Annotated in this window: 19 protein-coding genes; 6 read left to right on the top strand and 13 right to left on the bottom strand. The window is 71.4% G+C overall.

From position 1 onward, the window contains the following. Nucleotides 1-106: 106 nt before the first annotated feature. The 3 genes from NAF06_RS08055 (at nt 107) to NAF06_RS08045 (ending at nt 3,511) form a co-directional block, all read left to right on the top strand. Nucleotides 107-1,207 carry an NADH:flavin oxidoreductase/NADH oxidase gene (locus tag NAF06_RS08055; protein WP_008584539.1) on the top strand — a complete coding sequence of 367 codons (1,101 nt, stop codon included), beginning with the start codon at nt 107-109 and terminating at the stop codon, nt 1,205-1,207. 105 nt (nt 1,208-1,312) lie between these two features. After that, the gene (locus tag NAF06_RS08050) at nt 1,313-2,572 is read left to right on the top strand and encodes a GNAT family N-acetyltransferase (protein ID WP_008584542.1); all 1,260 of its coding nucleotides are present in this window, start codon (nt 1,313-1,315) and stop codon (nt 2,570-2,572) included. 78 nt (nt 2,573-2,650) lie between these two features. Next, nucleotides 2,651-3,511 carry a DUF7547 family protein gene (locus tag NAF06_RS08045; protein ID WP_008584544.1) on the top strand — a complete coding sequence of 287 codons (861 nt, stop codon included), beginning with the start codon at nt 2,651-2,653 and terminating at the stop codon, nt 3,509-3,511. A 9-nt stretch (nt 3,512-3,520) separates the two neighbouring features. Here NAF06_RS08045 and NAF06_RS08040 read toward each other — a convergent pair whose 3' ends face one another. The 9 genes from NAF06_RS08040 to NAF06_RS08000 form a co-directional block, all read right to left on the bottom strand. Then, nucleotides 3,521-4,270 (bottom strand): sugar phosphate isomerase/epimerase family protein, encoded by a 750-nt coding sequence (locus NAF06_RS08040; protein WP_008584546.1) that lies wholly within the window; start codon nt 4,268-4,270, stop codon nt 3,521-3,523. Between the two features lie 44 nt (nt 4,271-4,314). Then, the gene (locus NAF06_RS08035) at nt 4,315-5,388 is read right to left on the bottom strand and encodes a methionine synthase (protein WP_008584548.1); all 1,074 of its coding nucleotides are present in this window, start codon (nt 5,386-5,388) and stop codon (nt 4,315-4,317) included. After that, on the bottom strand, nt 5,388-6,404 hold the full coding sequence (locus NAF06_RS08030) for a hypothetical protein (protein WP_008584550.1): 1,017 nt from the start codon (nt 6,402-6,404) through the stop codon (nt 5,388-5,390). The genes NAF06_RS08035 and NAF06_RS08030 overlap by 1 nt, the downstream gene beginning before the upstream one ends. 77 nt (nt 6,405-6,481) lie before the next feature. Next, nucleotides 6,482-7,072, bottom strand: a complete 591-nt coding sequence (locus NAF06_RS08025) for a HemK2/MTQ2 family protein methyltransferase (RefSeq protein WP_008584552.1) — start codon at nt 7,070-7,072, stop codon at nt 6,482-6,484. Continuing rightward, entirely contained in the window at nt 7,069-8,256 is a 1,188-nt protein-coding gene (locus tag NAF06_RS08020) for a mechanosensitive ion channel family protein (RefSeq protein WP_008584554.1), read from the bottom strand. The genes NAF06_RS08025 and NAF06_RS08020 overlap by 4 nt, the downstream gene beginning before the upstream one ends. Nucleotide 8,257: 1 nt before the next feature. Continuing rightward, entirely contained in the window at nt 8,258-9,193 is a 936-nt protein-coding gene (locus NAF06_RS08015; RefSeq protein ID WP_008584556.1) for a 16S ribosomal RNA methyltransferase A, read from the bottom strand. Nucleotides 9,194-9,331: 138 nt separating this feature from the next. Then, nucleotides 9,332-9,964 carry a DUF655 domain-containing protein gene (locus tag NAF06_RS08010; RefSeq protein WP_008584558.1) on the bottom strand — a complete coding sequence of 211 codons (633 nt, stop codon included), beginning with the start codon at nt 9,962-9,964 and terminating at the stop codon, nt 9,332-9,334. 141 nt (nt 9,965-10,105) lie between these two features. Beyond that, on the bottom strand, nt 10,106-10,462 hold the full coding sequence (locus tag NAF06_RS08005; RefSeq protein WP_008584561.1) for an RNA polymerase Rpb4 family protein: 357 nt from the start codon (nt 10,460-10,462) through the stop codon (nt 10,106-10,108). 1 nt (nt 10,463) lies between these two features. Then, entirely contained in the window at nt 10,464-10,757 is a 294-nt protein-coding gene (locus tag NAF06_RS08000; RefSeq protein ID WP_008441398.1) for a 50S ribosomal protein L21e, read from the bottom strand. Nucleotides 10,758-10,977: 220 nt separating this feature from the next. Between NAF06_RS08000 and mptA the strand changes: the two genes are divergently transcribed. Continuing rightward, nucleotides 10,978-11,904 carry a GTP cyclohydrolase MptA gene (mptA, locus tag NAF06_RS07995; protein ID WP_008584563.1) on the top strand — a complete coding sequence of 309 codons (927 nt, stop codon included), beginning with the start codon at nt 10,978-10,980 and terminating at the stop codon, nt 11,902-11,904. Between the two features lie 143 nt (nt 11,905-12,047). On the opposite strand, the gene NAF06_RS07990 is transcribed toward mptA, so the two are convergent. The 4 genes from NAF06_RS07990 to NAF06_RS07975 all read right to left on the bottom strand — a co-directional run bounded on the left by NAF06_RS07990 (nt 12,048) and on the right by NAF06_RS07975 (nt 16,220). After that, nucleotides 12,048-13,106, bottom strand: coding sequence for a phosphomannomutase (locus NAF06_RS07990; protein ID WP_152418750.1), 1,059 nt, complete (start codon nt 13,104-13,106; stop codon nt 12,048-12,050). Between the two features lie 107 nt (nt 13,107-13,213). Beyond that, on the bottom strand, nt 13,214-14,020 hold the full coding sequence (locus NAF06_RS07985; RefSeq protein ID WP_008584567.1) for a TrmB family transcriptional regulator: 807 nt from the start codon (nt 14,018-14,020) through the stop codon (nt 13,214-13,216). A gap of 126 nt (nt 14,021-14,146) precedes the next feature. Next, the gene (locus NAF06_RS07980; protein WP_008584569.1) at nt 14,147-15,805 is read right to left on the bottom strand and encodes a DUF255 domain-containing protein; all 1,659 of its coding nucleotides are present in this window, start codon (nt 15,803-15,805) and stop codon (nt 14,147-14,149) included. Between the two features lie 193 nt (nt 15,806-15,998). Next, nucleotides 15,999-16,220 (bottom strand): DUF8028 family protein, encoded by a 222-nt coding sequence (locus tag NAF06_RS07975; RefSeq protein ID WP_006630335.1) that lies wholly within the window; start codon nt 16,218-16,220, stop codon nt 15,999-16,001. Between the two features lie 269 nt (nt 16,221-16,489). Here NAF06_RS07975 and NAF06_RS07970 point away from each other — a divergent pair, with 269 nt between their 5' ends. Both NAF06_RS07970 and NAF06_RS07965 read left to right on the top strand, forming a co-directional pair. Next, entirely contained in the window at nt 16,490-17,590 is a 1,101-nt protein-coding gene (locus NAF06_RS07970; RefSeq protein ID WP_008584573.1) for an asparaginase domain-containing protein, read from the top strand. 94 nt (nt 17,591-17,684) lie between these two features. Beyond that, entirely contained in the window at nt 17,685-18,332 is a 648-nt protein-coding gene (locus tag NAF06_RS07965; protein WP_008584575.1) for a hypothetical protein, read from the top strand. The last annotated feature ends 53 nt before the right edge of the window (nt 18,333-18,385 follow it).

Raw genomic sequence — 18,385 nt, 5'->3', positions numbered from 1 at the left:
CGGTCAGAGTGGGGCGGGCATATAGATTTCGGTCGGCCTAAACCGGCCGCGGCGATCCGGGCGGGGAATCGGAGGGACTTACCTCCCGGCGGTCGTTCGCCCGCCCGTGACCGACACCCTGTTCACGCCGCTCACGCTGCGCGACACGGAGTTCCGGAACCGCGTCATGCTGTCGCCGATGTGCCAGTACTCCGCCGACGACGGACTGGCGAACGACTGGCACCGGGTTCACCTCGGCTCCCGGGCCGCCGGCGGTGCCGGGGTCGTGATGACCGAGGCGACGGCGGTCGCGCCCGAGGGACGGATCACGCCGGACTGCCTCGGGATCTGGTCCGACGAGCACGCCGAGGCGATCGAACCGATCGTCGAGTTCGTGCGGTCGCAGGGCGCGACCCCGGGGATCCAGCTGGCCCACGCCGGGCGGAAGGCCTCGCACCGCCCGCCGGCGGAGGGGAGCGACCCCATCCCCGCCGACGAGCCGGACGGGTGGGAGACCGTCTCCGCGACCGACGAGCCGTACCCGCACCCGAGCGTCGACGCGGACGGCCTGACCGACACCCGCCGGCTGGACGCCGCGGGGATCGACGGAGTGATCGAGTCGTTCGCCGCCGCCGCGGAACGCGCGCTGGAGGTCGGCTTCGAGGTGGCGGAGGTCCACGCGGCCCACGGCTACCTGCTCCACCAGTTCCTCTCGCCGGTCACCAACGACCGGGACGACGAGTACGGCGGGAGCTTCGAGGACCGCACCCGGCTCCTGCGCGAGGTCGTCGCGGCCGTCCGCGAGGTCTGGCCCGACGGGAAGCCCGTCTTCGTCCGCATCTCCGCGACGGACTGGCTCCCCGACCGCGACTCGTGGGACGTGGACGACTCGGTCCGGCTGGCCCCCCTCCTCGCCGAGGCCGGGGCCGACCTGATCGATGTCTCCGGCGGCGGGATCCACCCCGACCAGCAGATCCCCAGCGCGGGACCGGGGTATCAGGTCCCCTACGCGGAGGCGATCCGCGAGGGGACCGACGTTCCCGTCGCCGCCGTCGGCGGGATCACGGAGCCGACCCACGCCGACGCGCTGGTCAGGAACGGGCGGGCCGACCTCGTCGCGCTCGGTCGCGAGATGCTCCGGCACCCGTACTGGCCGCTGGAGGCCGCCCACGAACTCGGCGAGGAGACCGACTGGCCGGTCCAGTACCGCCGCGGGCGGTTCGACTGAGTCCGCGCCGTCCTCCCGTCCCCGGCGGAAGCGGGGAGAACGAACGGTAGAGAACCACACGCAGGCACCGGGAAGACTTATCGGCGTTCCGGGCGGCGACGGCGTATGGACGACCTCGACTACCGCCCCTTCCCCGGGGAGCGCGACGACGAGTTCCGCGCGTTCATGCGGTACGCGTTCTCGCCCGAGGAGGGACCGTACGATCCCGAGGCCGACGACGACGACCGCGAACACCTCGCGGCGTACCGCGGGCTCTTCGACGGGGAGGACCCGGTGGCGGTGTGCGGGCACCACGACTTCTCCCTCCGGATCCGGGGCCGCGACCGCGACGCGGCCGGCCTCTCCGCGGTCGCCTCCCCGCCCGAACACCGGCGACGGGGACACATCGAGCGCCTCCTCCGCGAGTCGCTGACCGAGTACCGCGACGACGGCGTCGACTTCTCCGTGCTGTGGCCCTTCGAGTACGCCTTCTACCGGCGGTACGGCTGGCGGACCGTGAGCCGGTACCGGTGGGTGAAAGCCCCGCCCGAACAGCTGTCGTTCGCGGCCGACGGGAGCGACGCCGGAGACGACGACGACGAGGCTGGCGAGTTCCGCCGGCTCGACGCCGACGACTACGACGCGGCCGCCGACCTCCTCGCCGCGACCGCCGACCGTCGCGACTTCACGATGGCGCGGACCGAGGCGTGGTGGCGCGAGCGGACCCTGCGCGGGTGGAAGACCGATCCGTTCGTCTACGGCTTCGAGCGCGACGGAAGGCTCCGCGCGCTCCTGTCGTACACGTTCGAGGAGCGCGACGACGGCGACGGGCGGGCGATGGTCGTCTCCGACGCCGTCGTCGCCGACCCGGCGGCGTGGGACCTCGTGTTCCGGTTCTGCCGCGACCACGACTCGCAGGTCGAGCGCGTGCGGCTCCGGCTCCCGGTTGACGTGAGCGTCCTCGACCGCGTCGCCGATCCGCGCGCGGTCACCGAGGAGGTCCGGACCGGGCCCATGTTCCGGCTCGTCGACGCCCCCGCGGCGCTGGAGGGGCTCTCGCCCGACCCCGACCTGGAGACCGCGTTCACGCTCGCGGTCGACGACCCCCTCGTCGACTGGCACGACCGACCGATCCGCGTGACCGTCGCGGGCGGCGCGGTCGACGCCGAACGGGTCGACGCCGACTCGGCCGGAGACCCCGACGTGACCGCCGGGGTCGGCGCGCTCTCCCAGCTGTACGCCGGCTACCGCGGCGTGGACGACCTCCGGGCGCACGCCGAGTTCCACGTCCGCGGCGACGATGGGGGCGAACGCGGGCCGGCGCTCGCGGACGACCTCGCCGCCCTCTGTCCGCCGCGGCGGACGTTTCTGCGAGAGGGGTTCTGAGGGTGGTCCGCGGCCCCGGTTCCGACCGGGCGCGGGGCGCTGCCGGGCTTTTTATCCGCGCGGGCCGTAGCGGACGACATGAGTTCCCGCGACCCGCGCGACGACGACCTCGAGGAGCGGCTCGACGAGCTGGAGGACGTGCTGGGCGAGCTCCGGGCCGACCTCCGGGAGACCGAGCGCGACCGCCGGGGCCCCCCACGGCCGCCCCGCCTCTCGGAGCTGGTCCGGTTCACCGAGCAGTACACCATCCCGACGCTCATCGCGCTGTTGGAGACGACGATCAAGTCGCTCGAACTGCTTCAGGGCACCCTCCGGCTCGCCGACCCCGGTCGGAGCGTCGCCGAGGGCGCGGGAGAGGCGAGCGACCGCCTCGCGGACGTGCGCGACGGCGCGAGTGCCGGCCTCTCGCGGTCCCTCTCGGAGCTTCGGACCGCGCTCTCGGAGGCCGACCTCCCCGAAGAGGCCGCCTCGCGCTCGATCATCGCCGACGCCCGCGACCTCACCGCGGAGATCGAGGCGCGGATCGACGAGGGACGCCGGGAGGCCGACGCGGCGCGAGACCGACGAGCCGGACGCGACCGCGACCGGAACCGGGGGCGAGACGACGGAGAGGGGAACGAGACGGACCGACGGGCCGACGACGACGAGAGTCCGGTCCGGATCGACGTGACCGAGCCCGGCGAGGGAGACGACGGAGAACCTTCCGATTCGGAGACTGCGACCGACTCCGACGCTCCGGAGGTCGACGTGGAGTCCGAGTTGGAGTCGATCAAGCGACAGATGGACGAAACCCGGGCGGCGGCCGCGACCGACGACGCGGCGGTGGACGAGGACGCAGGAACTGACGACGATTCGGCGGCGGACGACGCGAACACGGGCGACGAGGCGGACCCCTCGGGCGACGCAGGCGACGAGAGCCCCGACGAGCCGGCGAACTGAGCCCCGGTCTCAAAAGGACGCGCCGAGGCGGTCCGCGACGCGCTCGGCCGAGTCGAGGAGCAGCGCCTCGTCGTCGGTGAACACCTCCAGCGCGACCGTTCCGTCGAACCCCGTGAGTTCGGACGCGACGAGGCCGTAGTCGACCTCGCCGGCCCCCACCGGGAGGTGCGTGTCGCCGCGGCGGCGCACGTCGTGGCAGTGGAGGTGCGAGATCCGGTCGCCGTGGCTCCGGAGAAATCGCTTTATCGCCTTATTGCCGCCCTCCATGTACGCGTGCCCCACGTCGAAACAGATCGCGGTGTCCGTCTCACGGGCGATCTCGCCGAGGACGGAGAGCTGGAGCCCCGCGTGCTGGTGGCCGACGTTCTCGACGACGACCTCGACGCCCGCCTCGCGGCCGGCGTCGGCGACGCGGCGGAGCTGCTCGGCGGCGACCTCGCGGAACTCGACGTCGTCGCGGTCGGCGGAGGTGGCGTGGAGGACGGCCTTCTCCGCGCCGAGGTCGCCGGCCGCGTCCAAGAGCCGGCGCTGGTAGTCGACGATGGCGTCGTTCACCTCGGGGACGTACGTCGCCAGCCGCTGGCCGTACGGGAGGTGGACGCACAGGTCGCGGCCGTCGAGCGCGCGATCGAGCCGGTCGGGGTCGATCTCGCCGGGCACGAGCGTCGGCTCGCCGATCCCGAGTTCGTAGAAGTCGAACCGCACGGGCGACGCCGCGAGGCGGTCGAAGTCGTCGCCGACGGTGAGACCGATCTCCATGGAGGCATTGCGTCCGGCTCGGTCTTATAAATAGGGACGCCGATTCAGTCGTCGGCGAGCGGGTCGTCGAGGTCGATCTCGCCGGCGTCGATCTCGGCTTCGATCTCGCGGACCGCGGTCACCATGTTCTCGGTCTTGCCGTACGCGATGTCGCGCGGGAGGAGCTTCAGCCCGCAGTCGGGCGAGATGGTGAGCTTCTCCGGCGGCACGACGCGGAGGCCCTGCCGGATGTTCCGTTTGATCTCCTCGACGGACTCCACCTCGGCGGTGTGAGCGTCGACGACGCCGAGCGCGAGGTCCGGTTCGAGTTCGGGCTCCTCGAGGACGGGGATCTGCTCGTAGTCGCCGTTCGAGAGCTCGATGTCGAACTCGTCGATCGGGTAGTCGTTGATCTCGGGGTACACCCGCGAGTAGTCGCCGTAACAGACGTGGAGGCCGATCCGGACCTCCTCGGGGATGCCGTCGGCGATCCGTTCGAGCGCCTCGCCGACGATGGCGTGGTCCTCCGGGGTCGTCGCCAGCGCCGGCTCGTCGATCTGGATGTAGCGCGCGCCGGCCTCGACCAGCTTCTCGACCTCCTCGTTGACGAGGTCCGCGAGGTCGTAGACCAGCTCCTCGGTGGAGGGGTACGCCTCGTTGAACGCCCAGAATCCGAGGGTGTACGGGCCCGTGATCGGTACCTTGACGGGGCGCTCGGCGACCGAGGACGTGAACTCGAACTCGTCGACGAGCCACGGCTCGTCGTACTCGACCTCCTCGACCACGCTCGGCTTGTCGAAGTAGTTGTGGCCCCACACCTTCACGGGGCCGTTGAACTCGTAGCCGTCGATGCGGTCGGCGAAGAACTCCACCATCTCGTTGCGGCGCATCTCGCCGTCGACGACCGTGTCGAGGCCGGCGCGCTCGTGCTCGTGAGTGATGAGCCGACAGGCGTCGTCGTGGGCCTCTTCGAGGTCCGACTCGTCGAACTTCGAGTCCGGGTCGTCGACGAGCTCGTCCGCGCGGTTCAGCCACTTCGGCTTCGGGTACGAGCCGACGACCGTCGAGAGCAGGAACGTGTCGTTCGGGTGGTCGTCGGGGCGGAACTGGTCGCGGTTGGCTGCGGGGTTTCGGGCCATCAGTCGAGCACCTCCGTGGCGGCGGCGAGCGCGTTCAGCTTCGCGCGGTACTTGTTGGTCGGCAGGTAGAACAGCTCGGTGTTCGGCGTCAGGTAGGTCCGGTCGAACGCCTCGTTGGGGATCTGCGACTCGAACCACTCGACGCGCTCCGCGACCGTCTCCGGCTCCTCGACGAGCGTGTTCTGCCCGTCGACGAGGCCCAAGGCGAGCGAGTCGGTCGCGCCGAACTCCTGGACGTTGTACACGGAGTCGTCGCGGTCGCCGGCGACCAGGTCGAGGCCGAGCGCGTCCGCGCCCGCCTCGTCGACGAGGTGGGCGTACAGCTTCTCGCCGAGCGCGCCGTACGAGGTCTGGACGACCACGTCGGCGTCGGTCGCCGCGGCGACCGTCGCGATCGCGTCGGTCGCGGTCGACTCCTCGCCCTCCGCGGGCGGGTCCGTGACGAGCGACGGCTCGACGAGGAACAGCGTCTCGTGGGCCGGGAACGCCTCGACCTCGCCCGCGAGGAACTCGGCGATCGCGGCCTGGAACTCCGCCTCGTCGCCGTACTGCTCGTCGGTCGCCAGCCGCGCGAGCGAGTACGGGCCGGGGAGCGTGGCGGCGAGCGACGCGTCCGCAGCGCCGTCGGCGTCGGCGAGCAGGTCGCTCGCCCGCTCCAACTCGCGCGCCACGTCGCCCGAGAAGCCGAGGTCGTCGACGACCCGGGGGTCGCGGTAGAAGTTGTTGTTGTCGTAGTACCGCACGATGCCGCCGGTCTCGACGGCGTCGTGGACCGTGAGCGGGTGCGCGATCATGTCGTCCCAGCGCCCCTGTCCCTCGGTGACCAGATCCAGGCCGGCGTCGAGCTGGTCGTCGACGTACTCGGCGCGCACCTCGGCGTACTCCCCGACGATCGCCTCGCTCTCGTCGCCGCTCAGCAGGTCACCCTTCTGGTGGCCCTTCAGGTTCGAGAGCGTCTCTTTCGCCCAGTCGGGGAGCGGATACAACCCCGGCGTGGCCGCGACTCGTTCAGTCATCACCGTTGGTTCGATATGCCACCGTATAATATTTGCTAATGTGTATTATGTCCTGAAGTAATTCACGGCGGCGCGGACTACGTCCGCCGCAGCGCCAGCACCGTGAGCGTCTCGAAGGGGAACGACTCCTCGACGACCGGCTCGGCGGAGAACCCGGCGTCCTCGGCCAACGCCAGCACCTCGTCGTAGCCCGTGAGGGAGGAGACCAGAAGGAGGACCACGCCGTCGGGCGCGAGGACGCGGCCCACGTCGTCGAGGAACGGCTCGATGAGCGCTCGGCCCGACTCGCCGCCCGAGAGCGCGTGTTCCATCCAGTCGTCCCACTCGTTGTCGGGGTCCGTCGGCAGGTACGGCGGGTTGAAACACACCGTGTCGAACGCGTCCGCCCGGAACGGCGAGCAGAGGTCTGCGACGACCCCCTCCACGCCGCGCTCGCGGGCCTGTCGCGCCGCGTGGGGGTTGAGGTCGCTGCCGACGGTGTCGAGGCCGCGCTCCTCGGCGATCCGCTGAGCGACCCAGCCGGACCCCGTGCCCACCTCCAGGACGCGGCCGTGCGCCTCCGCGACCGCCGCCTCCGCGAGCAGGCCGGAGTCCTCTGCTGGCTGGTAGACGACGGCGTCGTCGAGGCCGCGCCGCGACGCGAGATCGCCGCTCTCGTCGTCGGTCATCGGTCGGACTCACCCGACCCGTCGTCGCCCTCACCGCCGGATTCCGCGTCGCGATCAACGGAGTCGGACCCGCCGCGACCCCCGGAGCCGGACCCGCCGCGCGTCGCGGCCCGACCCTCGACCGACGCGTCCAGCTGCGGCCCGGCGGCGTCGTCCGACCGGGCGGAGAGCGTCTGCTGCGGGAACGGGATGACGATCCCCTCGGCTTCGAGGGCGTCCTTCATCGCGTTCATCGCGGCCGTCTGGGTCCGCCAGCGCTTCCGCATGCTGGGGTTGCGGATCCAGTAGCGGAGCCCCAACACGACCGCTGAGTCGGCGAAGCGCTTCGTCACGGCGTTCGGCTCCGGCATCTCGGCGACGTCCTCGACGCCCGCGACCGCGCGCTCGACGTCGGTGTCGTAGTCGACGCCCACCTCGATCTCGATCCGCAGCCGGTTCCGCCGGGAGCGGTCGACGATCGACCCCGACCGGACGGTGTCGTTCGGCATCGTGATCACCTCGCCGTCGAACGAGCGCAGCCGCGTGCTCATGATCGATATCTCCGTCACCGTCCCCTCGTGGTCGCCGACCTCGACCCAGTCGCCCACCTCGAACGGGCGGGAGAACATCAGCACGAAGCCGGCCAGCACCGCGCCGAGCGTCTGCCGCGCCGCCATCCCGACCACGATCCCGAGGAACCCCGCGCCGACGAGGAGGCTGCCGACGTTGTCGGTGAACAGGCCGACGACGGAGACCGAGGCGGCGGTGTAGACCGTCAGCTGCGTGATCCGGAGTATCACCTCCTGCTGGTGTTTGGAGATCGACGCGCTCTCCGAACCGATCTCGCGGACGACGCCGCCGAGGAAGTCCGTGAGCGCGTACGCGATCGCGAGGAGGATCACGGCGAGGACGACGTTCGACAGCTGGTCGGCGCTGAGCGCCGACTGAACGGTCTCGAAGAGCGCGCCGCTCCGGTCCCACACCGCGATCAGCGCGATCGCGCCCAGCGCGGTGGCGACGCCGACCGCCGCCGAGAGCAGCAGCCGATAGGTGGAGGAGAGCGCCTCGTCCCGGCGCTTCAGGCGGCCCGTGAGGAACCGCACCGCCAGCACGGCGACGACGATCCCGGCCGAGGCGACGAACCGCCGCAGGTTGCCCGCGAACGCGTTCTGAAGCTCCGTCGCGAGACCGATCCACCCGCTCATCTCACGCCTCCGTAGGCGACCCGCGTTCGCGGGCCAGCTCCGCCAGCGCGGCGAACGCGGCCGGCTCCAGCGTGCCCGGCCGGCTGCTCAGCAACTCCTCGTCGGCCGCGTCGACGACCGCTTCGGGCTCGTCCAGCCCCGAGATGTGACCGGTGTTCCGGATCGCGTTCCGCACGGTCTTGCGGCGCTGGGTGAAAAGCGCCTTCACGAACCGGAGGAAGAACGTCTCGTCGCCGACGGCGTAGTCGGGGTCGCGGGGCGTACAGCGCACGACCGCGCTCTCGACGGCCGGCTGGGGGTCGAACGCCTCCTTCGGGACGCGCTCGACGATCTCGGCGTCGGCGTAGTGCTGCGCGGAGACCGAGAGCCGGCCGTACTCGGACTCGCCGGCCGACGCCACCATGCGCTCGGCGAACTCCGCCTGAAACATCAACACGAGCGGCCGCTTCTCCGGGAGCAGGCGGAAGGCGATCTCCGAGGAGACGCCGTACGGGAGGTTGGCGACGCAGGCGGAGAACGGCGGGAGGTCGACGTCGAGCGCGTCGCCCTCGACCACGTCGAGTAACCCGTCCGCGATCGCGGCCGCGAACTCCTCGCGGAGGAAGTCGACGAAGGCCCCGTCGCGCTCGATCACGGTCACGTGGCCGGGTTCGGCGGTCGCGTCGGCGGCCGTGTCGCCGGTCGCGCCGGCGGTCGAAGGCGCGGTCGCCGCCGCCAGCAGGCGGTCCGTGAGCGCGCCCGCGCCGCCGCCGATCTCCAAGAGACGGCTTCGGTCGGCGTCGTCCGGGAGGTAGCCGGGGATCCGGTCGAGGACCCGGTCGTCGACGAGGAAGTGCTGGTCGCGGTCGGGGTCGGCGCGCGAGCCGGCCCGCCTCGCGAGCGCGTCGGGGTCGCGGCCCCCGTACGCGGCGTCCTCACCCGTCGATGAGTCGGTCATGGCCGCGATACACGCGGTGTTCGGGTAAAAGTCTCGTTTCCGGGACGCTGCGGCGGGTCGCGGTCCGCGCCCGCTGCGGCGGATCGACGCCGGCCCCCGCGCAGCCCTCGGGACGGGAGGGACCGACGACGCCCCGACTCACTCCTCGCGGCCGACGAACGTCCGGTACTTCAGGTCGGACTCGCGGATCTCCTCGACGATCCGTTCCAAGATCACCTCCCGCGGGCGGTGGAGGCCGGCGATGCGCTCCTCGACGTCGTCGAAGCCCTCGAACGGGCCGCGCTTCCGCTCGTCCAACAGGTCGTTCCGCAGCTTCTTGCCGATCCCCGGCAGCAGGTTCAGCTGGTGGAGCCGGAGGGTGATCGGGCCCGCCTCGTTGTAGAAGTCGACGAACCGCTCCTCGTCGGCCTCGACGATGGCCTCGACCGCGTACTCGATTTCCGCGGCCGCGTTGCGGGTGAGGTCGTCGAACGACACCTCGCGGTACCGGCCGACGGCGGGGCCGTCCAGCGCGATCCGGTCGCCGACGGAGACGTCGGCGTCGCCGTCGAGCGACAGCTCGTACAGCGCGAACGAGGCGTTCCCGAGCCCGTACGCCACCGGCGACTTGCGCGACTGCGGGCGGTCGTCGTCGGGGCGGCCGTTCGGCAGGACGTCGAGTAGGACGGCGGTGGGACCGCCGTCGTCGACGCCGTCCGATCCGGCGTCCGCGGCGTCGTCACCCCCGTCTCGATCGTCGCCCGGCGTCCCGTCGCCGTCGGCGTGGTCCATGTATCGTTTATCGCTCCGAGCGGTGAAAAAACCGCTGGCGAGAGCGGGCACTCGCTCGAACGGGACGGGTCGAACGCGCGGAAACGCCGCGGAACGCGACGGCCCGAAAACGGGGTGGCCGGAGGAGGGGGCGGTCCGCGGTCAGGCGTACTTCGCGACGACGTCGAGGATCTCGTCGAGTTCCTCGCCGTCGAGCGAGTAGCGCTCCTGGGCGAACACCGAGCGGAGCTCGGTGCGGTCCTCCGGGAGCAGGTCCGTGATCTTCACGGCTGTCGGCACGTCGATCTGGTCGAGCTCGGTCAGCTCCTCGACCAGCTCGCGGGACTCCTCGGCGTCGAGGTCCGCGAACCGGTTGACGTGCTCGATCGCGCGCGCCAGCTCGTAGCGGAGGTCGCGGTCCTCGTCGGCCGCGCGCTCGTCTTCGATCTCCACGAGGATCTCCTTCGCCTCGGAGACGGTGACGTACTCCTCGTCGAGCTTCTCTTTGAAGATCGTCATCTCAGTTCTGCTGGGCGCGCATGTGGGCGGCGGTGACGATGAGCGTCTTCGTCTTGCCGCCGTCCGGGATCTCCACCTTGAACGCCGATCCCTGCTTGCCGACGACGGTGCCCGTCCGGCCGTCGAAGCGCGGGTGGAAGCGCCCGTTGGGGACGCTGGGGTCGATCTTGAGGTGGACCTGCGACCCCTCGTCGAACTCCTGGATCGCTCGCTGCGGCGGGGAGGTGCCGCGGTTGCGGGGTTTGTTCGAGAGCTTGTCGCGAGTCGCCTTCTGCGGCCCATTGGAACTCGGCATGGTCTTGAGATGTCTTCCGCTGCCGCCGTTATAAATCGTGCGTTACGGGCCGCAGAGAGTGTGCGGCTCACACACGTGACGGTCGCGGGGTACGTGACGGTCGCGGGGCGGCCGTCGCGCGCAGTCCCGCCTCACGCGCGCCGGCTCGCACGCGCGCAACTACCAGACGGACCTCCCCCTTCCGAAAGGGCTAATCCCGGGAGTCCCTATCATGTTCGTAATGAGTCATCAGCTGCCGGACGTACAGGCGTCCGCGCCCGACGTCACCGTCGGGCTGTCGCAGGTCGGCGTCACCGGCGTGGAGAAGCTTGTCAAACTGGCGCGGGGCGACAAACGACCCATCGTTCTCATGGCGGAGTTCGAGGTGTTCGTCGACCTCCCCAGCGGCCGGAAGGGGATCGACATGTCGCGGAACCTCGCCACGGTCGACGAGATCCTCGAAGACATCACCCGCGAGGAGGCGTACCGCGTCGAGGACGTGTGCGGCGACGCCGCGGAGCGGCTCTTAGAGAAGCACGACTACACCACCACCGCCGAGGTGTCGATGTCGGCGGAGCTCGTCACCCGCGAGAACACCCCCGCCTCCGACATCGAGACGCAGAGCACGGCGACGATCGTCGCCAGCGCGACCGCCACCGAGGACGGGACCCGCGAGGAGATCGGCGCGGAGGTCACCGGCATGACCGTCTGCCCCTGTTCGCAGGGGATGAGCGAGTCGCGGGCCCGTGACAAGCTCGCCGAGCTGGGCGTCGACGAGGAGACGACCGAGGAGTTCCTGGAGGCCGTCCCGCAGCCGGGCCACTCCCAGCGCGGCCACGCGACGCTGACGATCACGACCGACGGCCACCCGGACGTCGACCTCCGCGACGTGATCGACGTCGCCCGCGACTCGATGAGCGCGCGCATCTACAACATGGCGAAGCGGCCCGACGAGGACCACATGACCTACGAGGCCCACGCGGACGCGAAGTTCGTCGAGGACTGCGTCCGCGCGCTCGCCGAGGGGACGGTCAAGGAGTTCCCGCACCTCTCCGACGACGCCGTGGTCCACATGAAACAGTCGAACGACGAGTCGATCCACCAGCACAACGCCCACGCCGAACGCGAGGTCCGGCTGGGCGACCTGCGGGACGAGCTCGATCGGTAGGCCTCCCTTCTCGCGGTCACACTCGTCGAACGACACGACACACTCAGAGACGTTTCCGACCGGTCGCGGGAGCGGATACCGTATTCCGTCGGTGGCGCTTCATCTGGACGTTTCGTCGCGGTTGGGCCGGATGCACCCGTGTATCACGCGGTTTCGACCAGCGCCCGACGGACGGAGCGAGCGAACTCGTTCGGCCGTTCGAGGAACTCGATCCGGCGCTCCGTGCCGTCGTACCCCCGGATCCTCACGTCACCGTCCACCGAAACGGCACGGACGTTGTCGGAGAGAACCCACTGCGGTTCTTCAAGAAACGCGTCGTACGCGACCAGACTCCCCTCGTAAACGCGGTACTCGACGTTCGCGCACCCGAGCCGCATCCAGGGGAAAGTTACCGACAACGTGACGACCAGCGTGAGAGCGACCCAGAGTGCGGTCGTGGCCGGGGTTATCCGGAGCGAGTCGAACGACACCACGGCGGCCACGCCCCAGGGACCGGTCACGAGGAGACCCGGGTAGATCGCGTAAACCAGTCCGAACGCCAGCGCCTCGCGGTCCACCGCCCGATCGTCGGTCCCGAACACCCGGTCAGGGGTTCCGGCCGGAACCTCGACGGGTTCCTCCGTCGCACCGGCGCGGGGATCGAAGGTCAGCGGGCAGGGGCCGATCCCCGCCTCGCGGAAGTCAAAGGCGAGTTTCGGAACGAGCGCCAGCGCCGTCGCAGCCGCTACCTGTTCGGAGCCCCGCGGCCACGCGAACGCCACCAGAACCGCAGCGAGCCCCACGAGAACCGTGTACAGGAGTTCGCGAGGTCGAACGGTGACCGCGGAGGCCCGGTCGTACACCCCCGTCGCGTGCCATCCGGCGAGGATCGAGAGGTGTTTTCCGACGACGAACGGGAGCACCGCGACGAGAGACGGGGCGATTCCGCCCGCCGGGAGGCGAACGTACACCGCCGTCAGGGCCGCCAGCACGCCGAGCGCGAAGAAGACGATGTGCCTGCTGAACACGAACGGAGCGTTACGGGGATACAGCGCGGGGAGCCGGTGAGCGACTCGTATCGCGCCGCGCTTCGCCAGCAGGTATCCGTAGAACTGCTCGAATGAGTTATACGGATCGTCCGGGGGAACCGCCTCGCCGGGTGGGCGTCCGGCGAGCGAGCGCTCCAAGAGGATCCGGGCGGTTCCGAGGGCGGCGTCGATCACGAAGGCGGCGACGACAGTCAGGGGACTCCACCCGAAGACGATCGTCCCGGCGAGGATCGCCGCGTTCGAGAGGAGAACGACCCCGGCGCGGATCGGTTCCCGTTCCGTCATCCGAACGTCAGCGGCTCCGCCTCCGCCCAGCGCGGCTCGAACTGCTCTTTGACGCTCGTCGCGAACTCAATGTCCTTCACGTCGATCATCGCGAACGGCTCGTCCGCCGAGAGGGGATGCGGCACCTCGATGCACACCTCGATCTCGTCGAACACGTTGAACGTCCCGTCAACGCCGGGCGAGGTTCGGACCTCGAAGCCGTCCGCCTCGGTCAGCTCCGACGTGTAGCGGCGGCCGACGCTCCGCGGGAGCGCGTCCACCGTCTCCGGCGACAGGAGCACCCGGATCTCCACGCCGCGTTCGAGCGCGGACTCAAGTTCCGCCGTCACGCGCTCGCCGATCGTGCCGAGGTCGAACCCCGTCGCGGGCGCGCCCGCCACCACGACGACCCGGCGCTCCGCGGCGGCGATCCGCTCTAAGAGGAGGTCCGTCGCCTCCTCCGCGCCGACGGCCGCGGTCCAGAACTGGCCGTCGACCGGCTCGCCGGCGTCGAGTTCGGTCGACAGGTCGTCGACCACCGACTCGTACTGTTCGGCCTGCGTCTGAAGCTCCTGCTTCTTCTCGTCGAGGAGGCGGTCGAGCGCGGCGTCCGGCTCGACCGCGACGTACTTCTTCGGCCGGCTGGCCGCCTGACTGCGGACCAGGCTGTGCTGCTCTAAGCTGTTGAGCACGTCGTAGATCCGGCCCATCGGGACCTCGCTCGCCCGGGAGAGATCCTTCGCGGTGGTGGGCCCGGTCCGGAGGAGCGCGCGGTACGCCCGGGCCTCGTACTCGGAGAGCCCCAGGTCGCGGAGAGATGCCATACCCGGGGATGCCGCGGCACCCGTATAAACGCGTCGCACGTTTACGATCCGCGCGAGCGCGCCGGCCGAGCGCGACCCGGCCGCCGCCGATCCGACGACGCGTCGCCCCCGACGCGCCCCCGCGCGTCAGGCCAGCACGTCGCCGACGCGATCCATCAACTCGTCCGGCGTTTCCGCCGGCTCGGAGGCGTCTTCGCCCGCGAGGACGACCGCGGTGCCCGCCGGGACCGACCGCGGCGCGGGCGCGTCGTCCTCGTGGGCGTTCGGCGCGACCACCTTCTCGTGGTCGGCGACCCGCCACGCGGCGCGGTGGAGGTCGCTGCCGGGATCGGTCCCGACCGCGATGACCGTCGTTCCGCGGCGGAGCCGGGCGGCGAGGCTCCCGTAGCCGGCCACCTGAACGCTGAGCCGCTCGGTCGCGCCGGCGAACGCCTCGGCCGTGTCGCGGGCGACCTCGCGGTACCGGTCCTCGCCCGTGAGCGCCGCCAGATCGGTCAGCGCCGTCGCCATCTCCACGTTGGCGTCGAGCGGCCGGAACGACCGGTCGAGCAGCCCCGACCCCGAGCGCGGCCCGTCGACGAACGAGCCGTCGACGCGGAGTTCGTCGATAGCCCGGTCCGCGACCGCGCGGGCGACTTCGACCCCTTCGCCGCGCACGCCGGCGGCGCAGACGTACGCGCCGACGACGCGGGCGGCGTCCTCCAGCAGGTCCGACTCGCCGGCCTCGTCGCTGCCGCGGTAGTGGGTCACCTCGCCGCTCTCGGCGTCGATCAGGTCGCGTTCGAGGCCGTCGAGGATCCGGTCGGCGTACTCGCGGGCGCGCTCGTCGTCGGTGTAAGCGGCCACCGCGAGCAGCGCGTCCGCGGCGAGCGCGTTGCCGCCGGCGAAGACGGTGAGGTCGCGGCGGGGGTCGTCCAAGTCCGCGCGGTCCTCGGCGGGTGCCGCGTAGTACGCCCGGCCGAGTCCGGGGCCGAGGCTGCCGCCGACGCCGTAGCCGGTCCAGAGGTCGTCGGTGAGGAAGCCGACAGCGTCGAGCGCGGGGTCGAGGTAGGCGTCGTCGCCGGTGTAGAGGAAGGCGTTGGCGAACGCCCGGGTCACCGCGGCGTTCGTGTCGAGCGGCTTCTCGTAGGCGACGTCGCCCCAGTCGCGGGTGCCCGCGTAGCGGAAGAACCCGCCCGCCACGTCGTCGGCGAGGTGGTCGCGGACCGCGTCGAGCGTCCGCAGCGCTCGGCTCCGGTCGCGATTCAGCGCGAACTCGACGGTGCGCGGCAGCGGGAACTTCGCGTCGGTGCCCCAGCCGGCGTACTCGTCGTCGTACTTCGCCTCCAACTGGCCGGCGAGGTGGCTCTCGATCCCGTCGGTCAGGTCGCCGCGGGGCGGCAGGTCGGCGTTCAGCGCGCGTGGGACCCGGCCCGCGTCCCCGCCCTTGTCGGCCCACATCTCCCGGACCGATTCGAGGACCTGCCGCATGCCGTCGACGTCGAGGTACCCCGCGCCGGTCAGCAGTTTCCCCTCGGGCGTGAGGAAGGCGGTCGTCGGGAACCCGCCCATGTTGTACCGCTCGCGGACTCGCGGGTGGCGGTCGACGTCAACGCGGACGGGGACGAACCCCTCGTTGACGTTGGCGGCGATCCGCGGTTCGGCGTAGGTGACGGCGTCCATCTCGTGACAGCCCTCGCACCACGTGGCCGACAGCGAGAGCAGCACCGGGCAGTCGCGCTCGTCCGCCTCGGCGAACGCCTCGGGACCCCAGTCGCGCCACTCGACGCGAGTCTCGTCGCTCATGCCCGCAGTCGGACCGGGGCGGAGGTAAGCGCTTCGAGAGCGGAAGGCGAAGAGCAGGCCGGGGGCGGGAGTCGGTGGCGGAGGAGAGAGACGGCGGTCGGCGAGGGGCGGCAGAAGGCGGAGGGCGGGAGGGCGTCGCGTCCGTGTCCACGCGGCGCGGCAGGTGATCGTCCGGGCGGTTCGGCGGGAGTCCTCAGCGCTTGTAGTCGTGGCCGAGCGCGAGCGCGAGGGCGTTGGCGAACAGGAGGGCGACGAACAGCCGGCCGGTGCCGCCGTCGAGCCCCGAGTACAGCAGGACGGGGTACGCGGCGGGGATCGCGATGGCCGCCCAGAAGGCGGCCGCTTTGACGGTTCCGGTCATCAGCCCGGCGAGCCGTTCGCCGGAGGCGATCTGCGTGGGAGCGGGGGTTGACATGGACGCTTCTCCGTACGACGGGGGACCACATATAGCCCGACGAGGGTTCGATGAATTTCACCACGTTTCTCGGGCGCGAGAGACGTTTTAAAACCGCGTCAGATTCGGTTTAACTGTTTATCGCGCGCCCTAATCCTTTGTTTCCGAATTCCACTCGATCCGGCGGTTTCGGTCGGATCCGGCCCCGCGGATCGCTCCGACCGTCGCCGCCGGCGGCGAGCGACTGCCGCGGCACCAACCGATTTGTCCGTCGGGAGCGAGGGAGTGGTGTGAACGGAACCGATCGCTGCGACCGACGCGAGGACCGAACCGACCGAGACCGCTCCGCGGCGCGCGCCGACGGCGGCCGCCCGCTGGTGGCGGTCGTCGCCTGCGGCGGCACCATCGCCTCGGAGCCGGGCGACGACGGCGCGGCCCCCGAGAAGTCCGGGGCCGACCTCGTGGAGGCGGTGCCGGCCGTGACGGACCACGCCCGGGTGACGACCAGAGAGGTGTGCTCACAGCCCGGGTTCGACGTCCGCTGGAAGGACGTGCTCGCGACCGCGACCGCAGCACGCGACGCGGTCGGTGAGGGACCGGACGACGACAGCGGTGACGAGTCAGACGAGGGACGCGCGGACGGCGTCGTCGTCACGCACGGAACCGACACCCTCGCGGACACCGCGTTCGCGCTGGACCTGCTCACCGACCTCGACGCGCCGGTCGTCGTGACCGGGGCGCAGCGTCGCCTCGACGAGCCCTCCAGCGACGTGCCCGCGAACCTCGCGCTCGCGGTCCGGGCGGCCGCGGACGACCGGTTCGCAGCGGGCGTCCACGTCGCGTTCGACGACGAACTCCACGCCGCCCGCGACGTGGTGAAGGGCCACAGCAACGCGCTGTCGACGATGACGTCGCCGGGAGCGGGCCCGGTCGCGACGTTCACCCGGGCCGCCTCGCGACACCTTCGGACGCCCGAGCGCGGCGTCTCCGTCGACCCGCTCGCGGACGCGGTCGAGGACGCCGCGGCCGTGCCCGAGGTCCCCGTGATCTACTCCGGGACCGGCGTCGGCGCGGGCGCGCTCGAACGCGCGCTCGACGCGGGCGTCGGCGGGGTCGTCGTGGAGGGGACCGGGCTCGGGAACGTGACCGGCGCGCTCGGCGACGCGATCGGCGAGGCGGTCGGCTCCGTCCCGGTGGTCGTGGCGGGCCGTCCGCCGGCCGGACCGACGGAACCGGTGTACGGAACGCCGGGCGGAGCCGTCACGCTCGCCGAGCACGGGGTGACGTTCGCCGGGGACCTCCCGGCCGCGAAGGCGCGCGTCGCGCTCGCGCTCGGCCTCGCCGCCGGCCTCGACCGGGACGGGATCGAGGCGCTGTTCGAACCGGCGTAGCCGCCGTCGAGCCGTATAATCGCCGGCCGCGGTCGCTCAGACGGCTGTTTGTGCGTACACGAAGCCCTTATACGTCGGCCGCGTACCGCGGGGTATGACCGAGTTCACGCGACGGAGGGTCCTCTACGGCGTCGCCGCCGGCGGCGTCGCCGCGCTCGCGGGGTGTACCGGAACCGGCGATCCCGTGCCGGGCGGGAACGGCTCCGCCGACGGAGGCGGCGTCGATCCCGGGAACGATACCGCCGGGGACAGCGGTGACGGTGACGGCGATGACGGCGACGGCGGCGACGCCGACATCGAGACCGCCGTCCAGCAGGTCGGCGAACCGCTCTCCGGCCCGGCGTGGGACCGGACGCAGCGGCGCGGGATCTGCGTGCTGATCACGGAGGGGAACGGCGACGGCACGGGAATCTTCGACGAGGCCCCCGAGTCGGCCCGCGAGTTCCTCGCGGGGACCGACTTCGCGGAGTCGGTCGTCTGCTACGTCGAGTCCGTCGGGCCGACGACCTGCCACGACGAGGTCGCGCTCGACGGGGTGGGCGTCGAGGACGGGACGCTCGTCGCCGACGCGACGGTTCAGGGGGCCGACGACGACGTTGCCTGCGGCGAGGCGGTCACCTACTCGTCCGCGCTGCTCCGCGTCACGAGCGATCCGCTCCCCGATGCGGCTCGGCTCTCTGTGACGGACGGCTGGGGCGAGACGGGAACGGTCCGGAACGGCGACGGGGTTCCCGAGCAGTAGTCTCGCGGGCGGCGTTCGGCCCGACGGCGACCCGCCGGGCGCTCCGGTCTCGT

The sequence above is a fragment of the Halorubrum hochsteinianum genome, assembly GCF_023702125.1.
Taxonomy (GTDB): domain Archaea; phylum Halobacteriota; class Halobacteria; order Halobacteriales; family Haloferacaceae; genus Halorubrum; species Halorubrum hochsteinianum.
The sequence above is the reverse complement of the archived record's forward strand: the minus strand, read 5'-3'. Positions and strand labels throughout refer to the sequence as shown.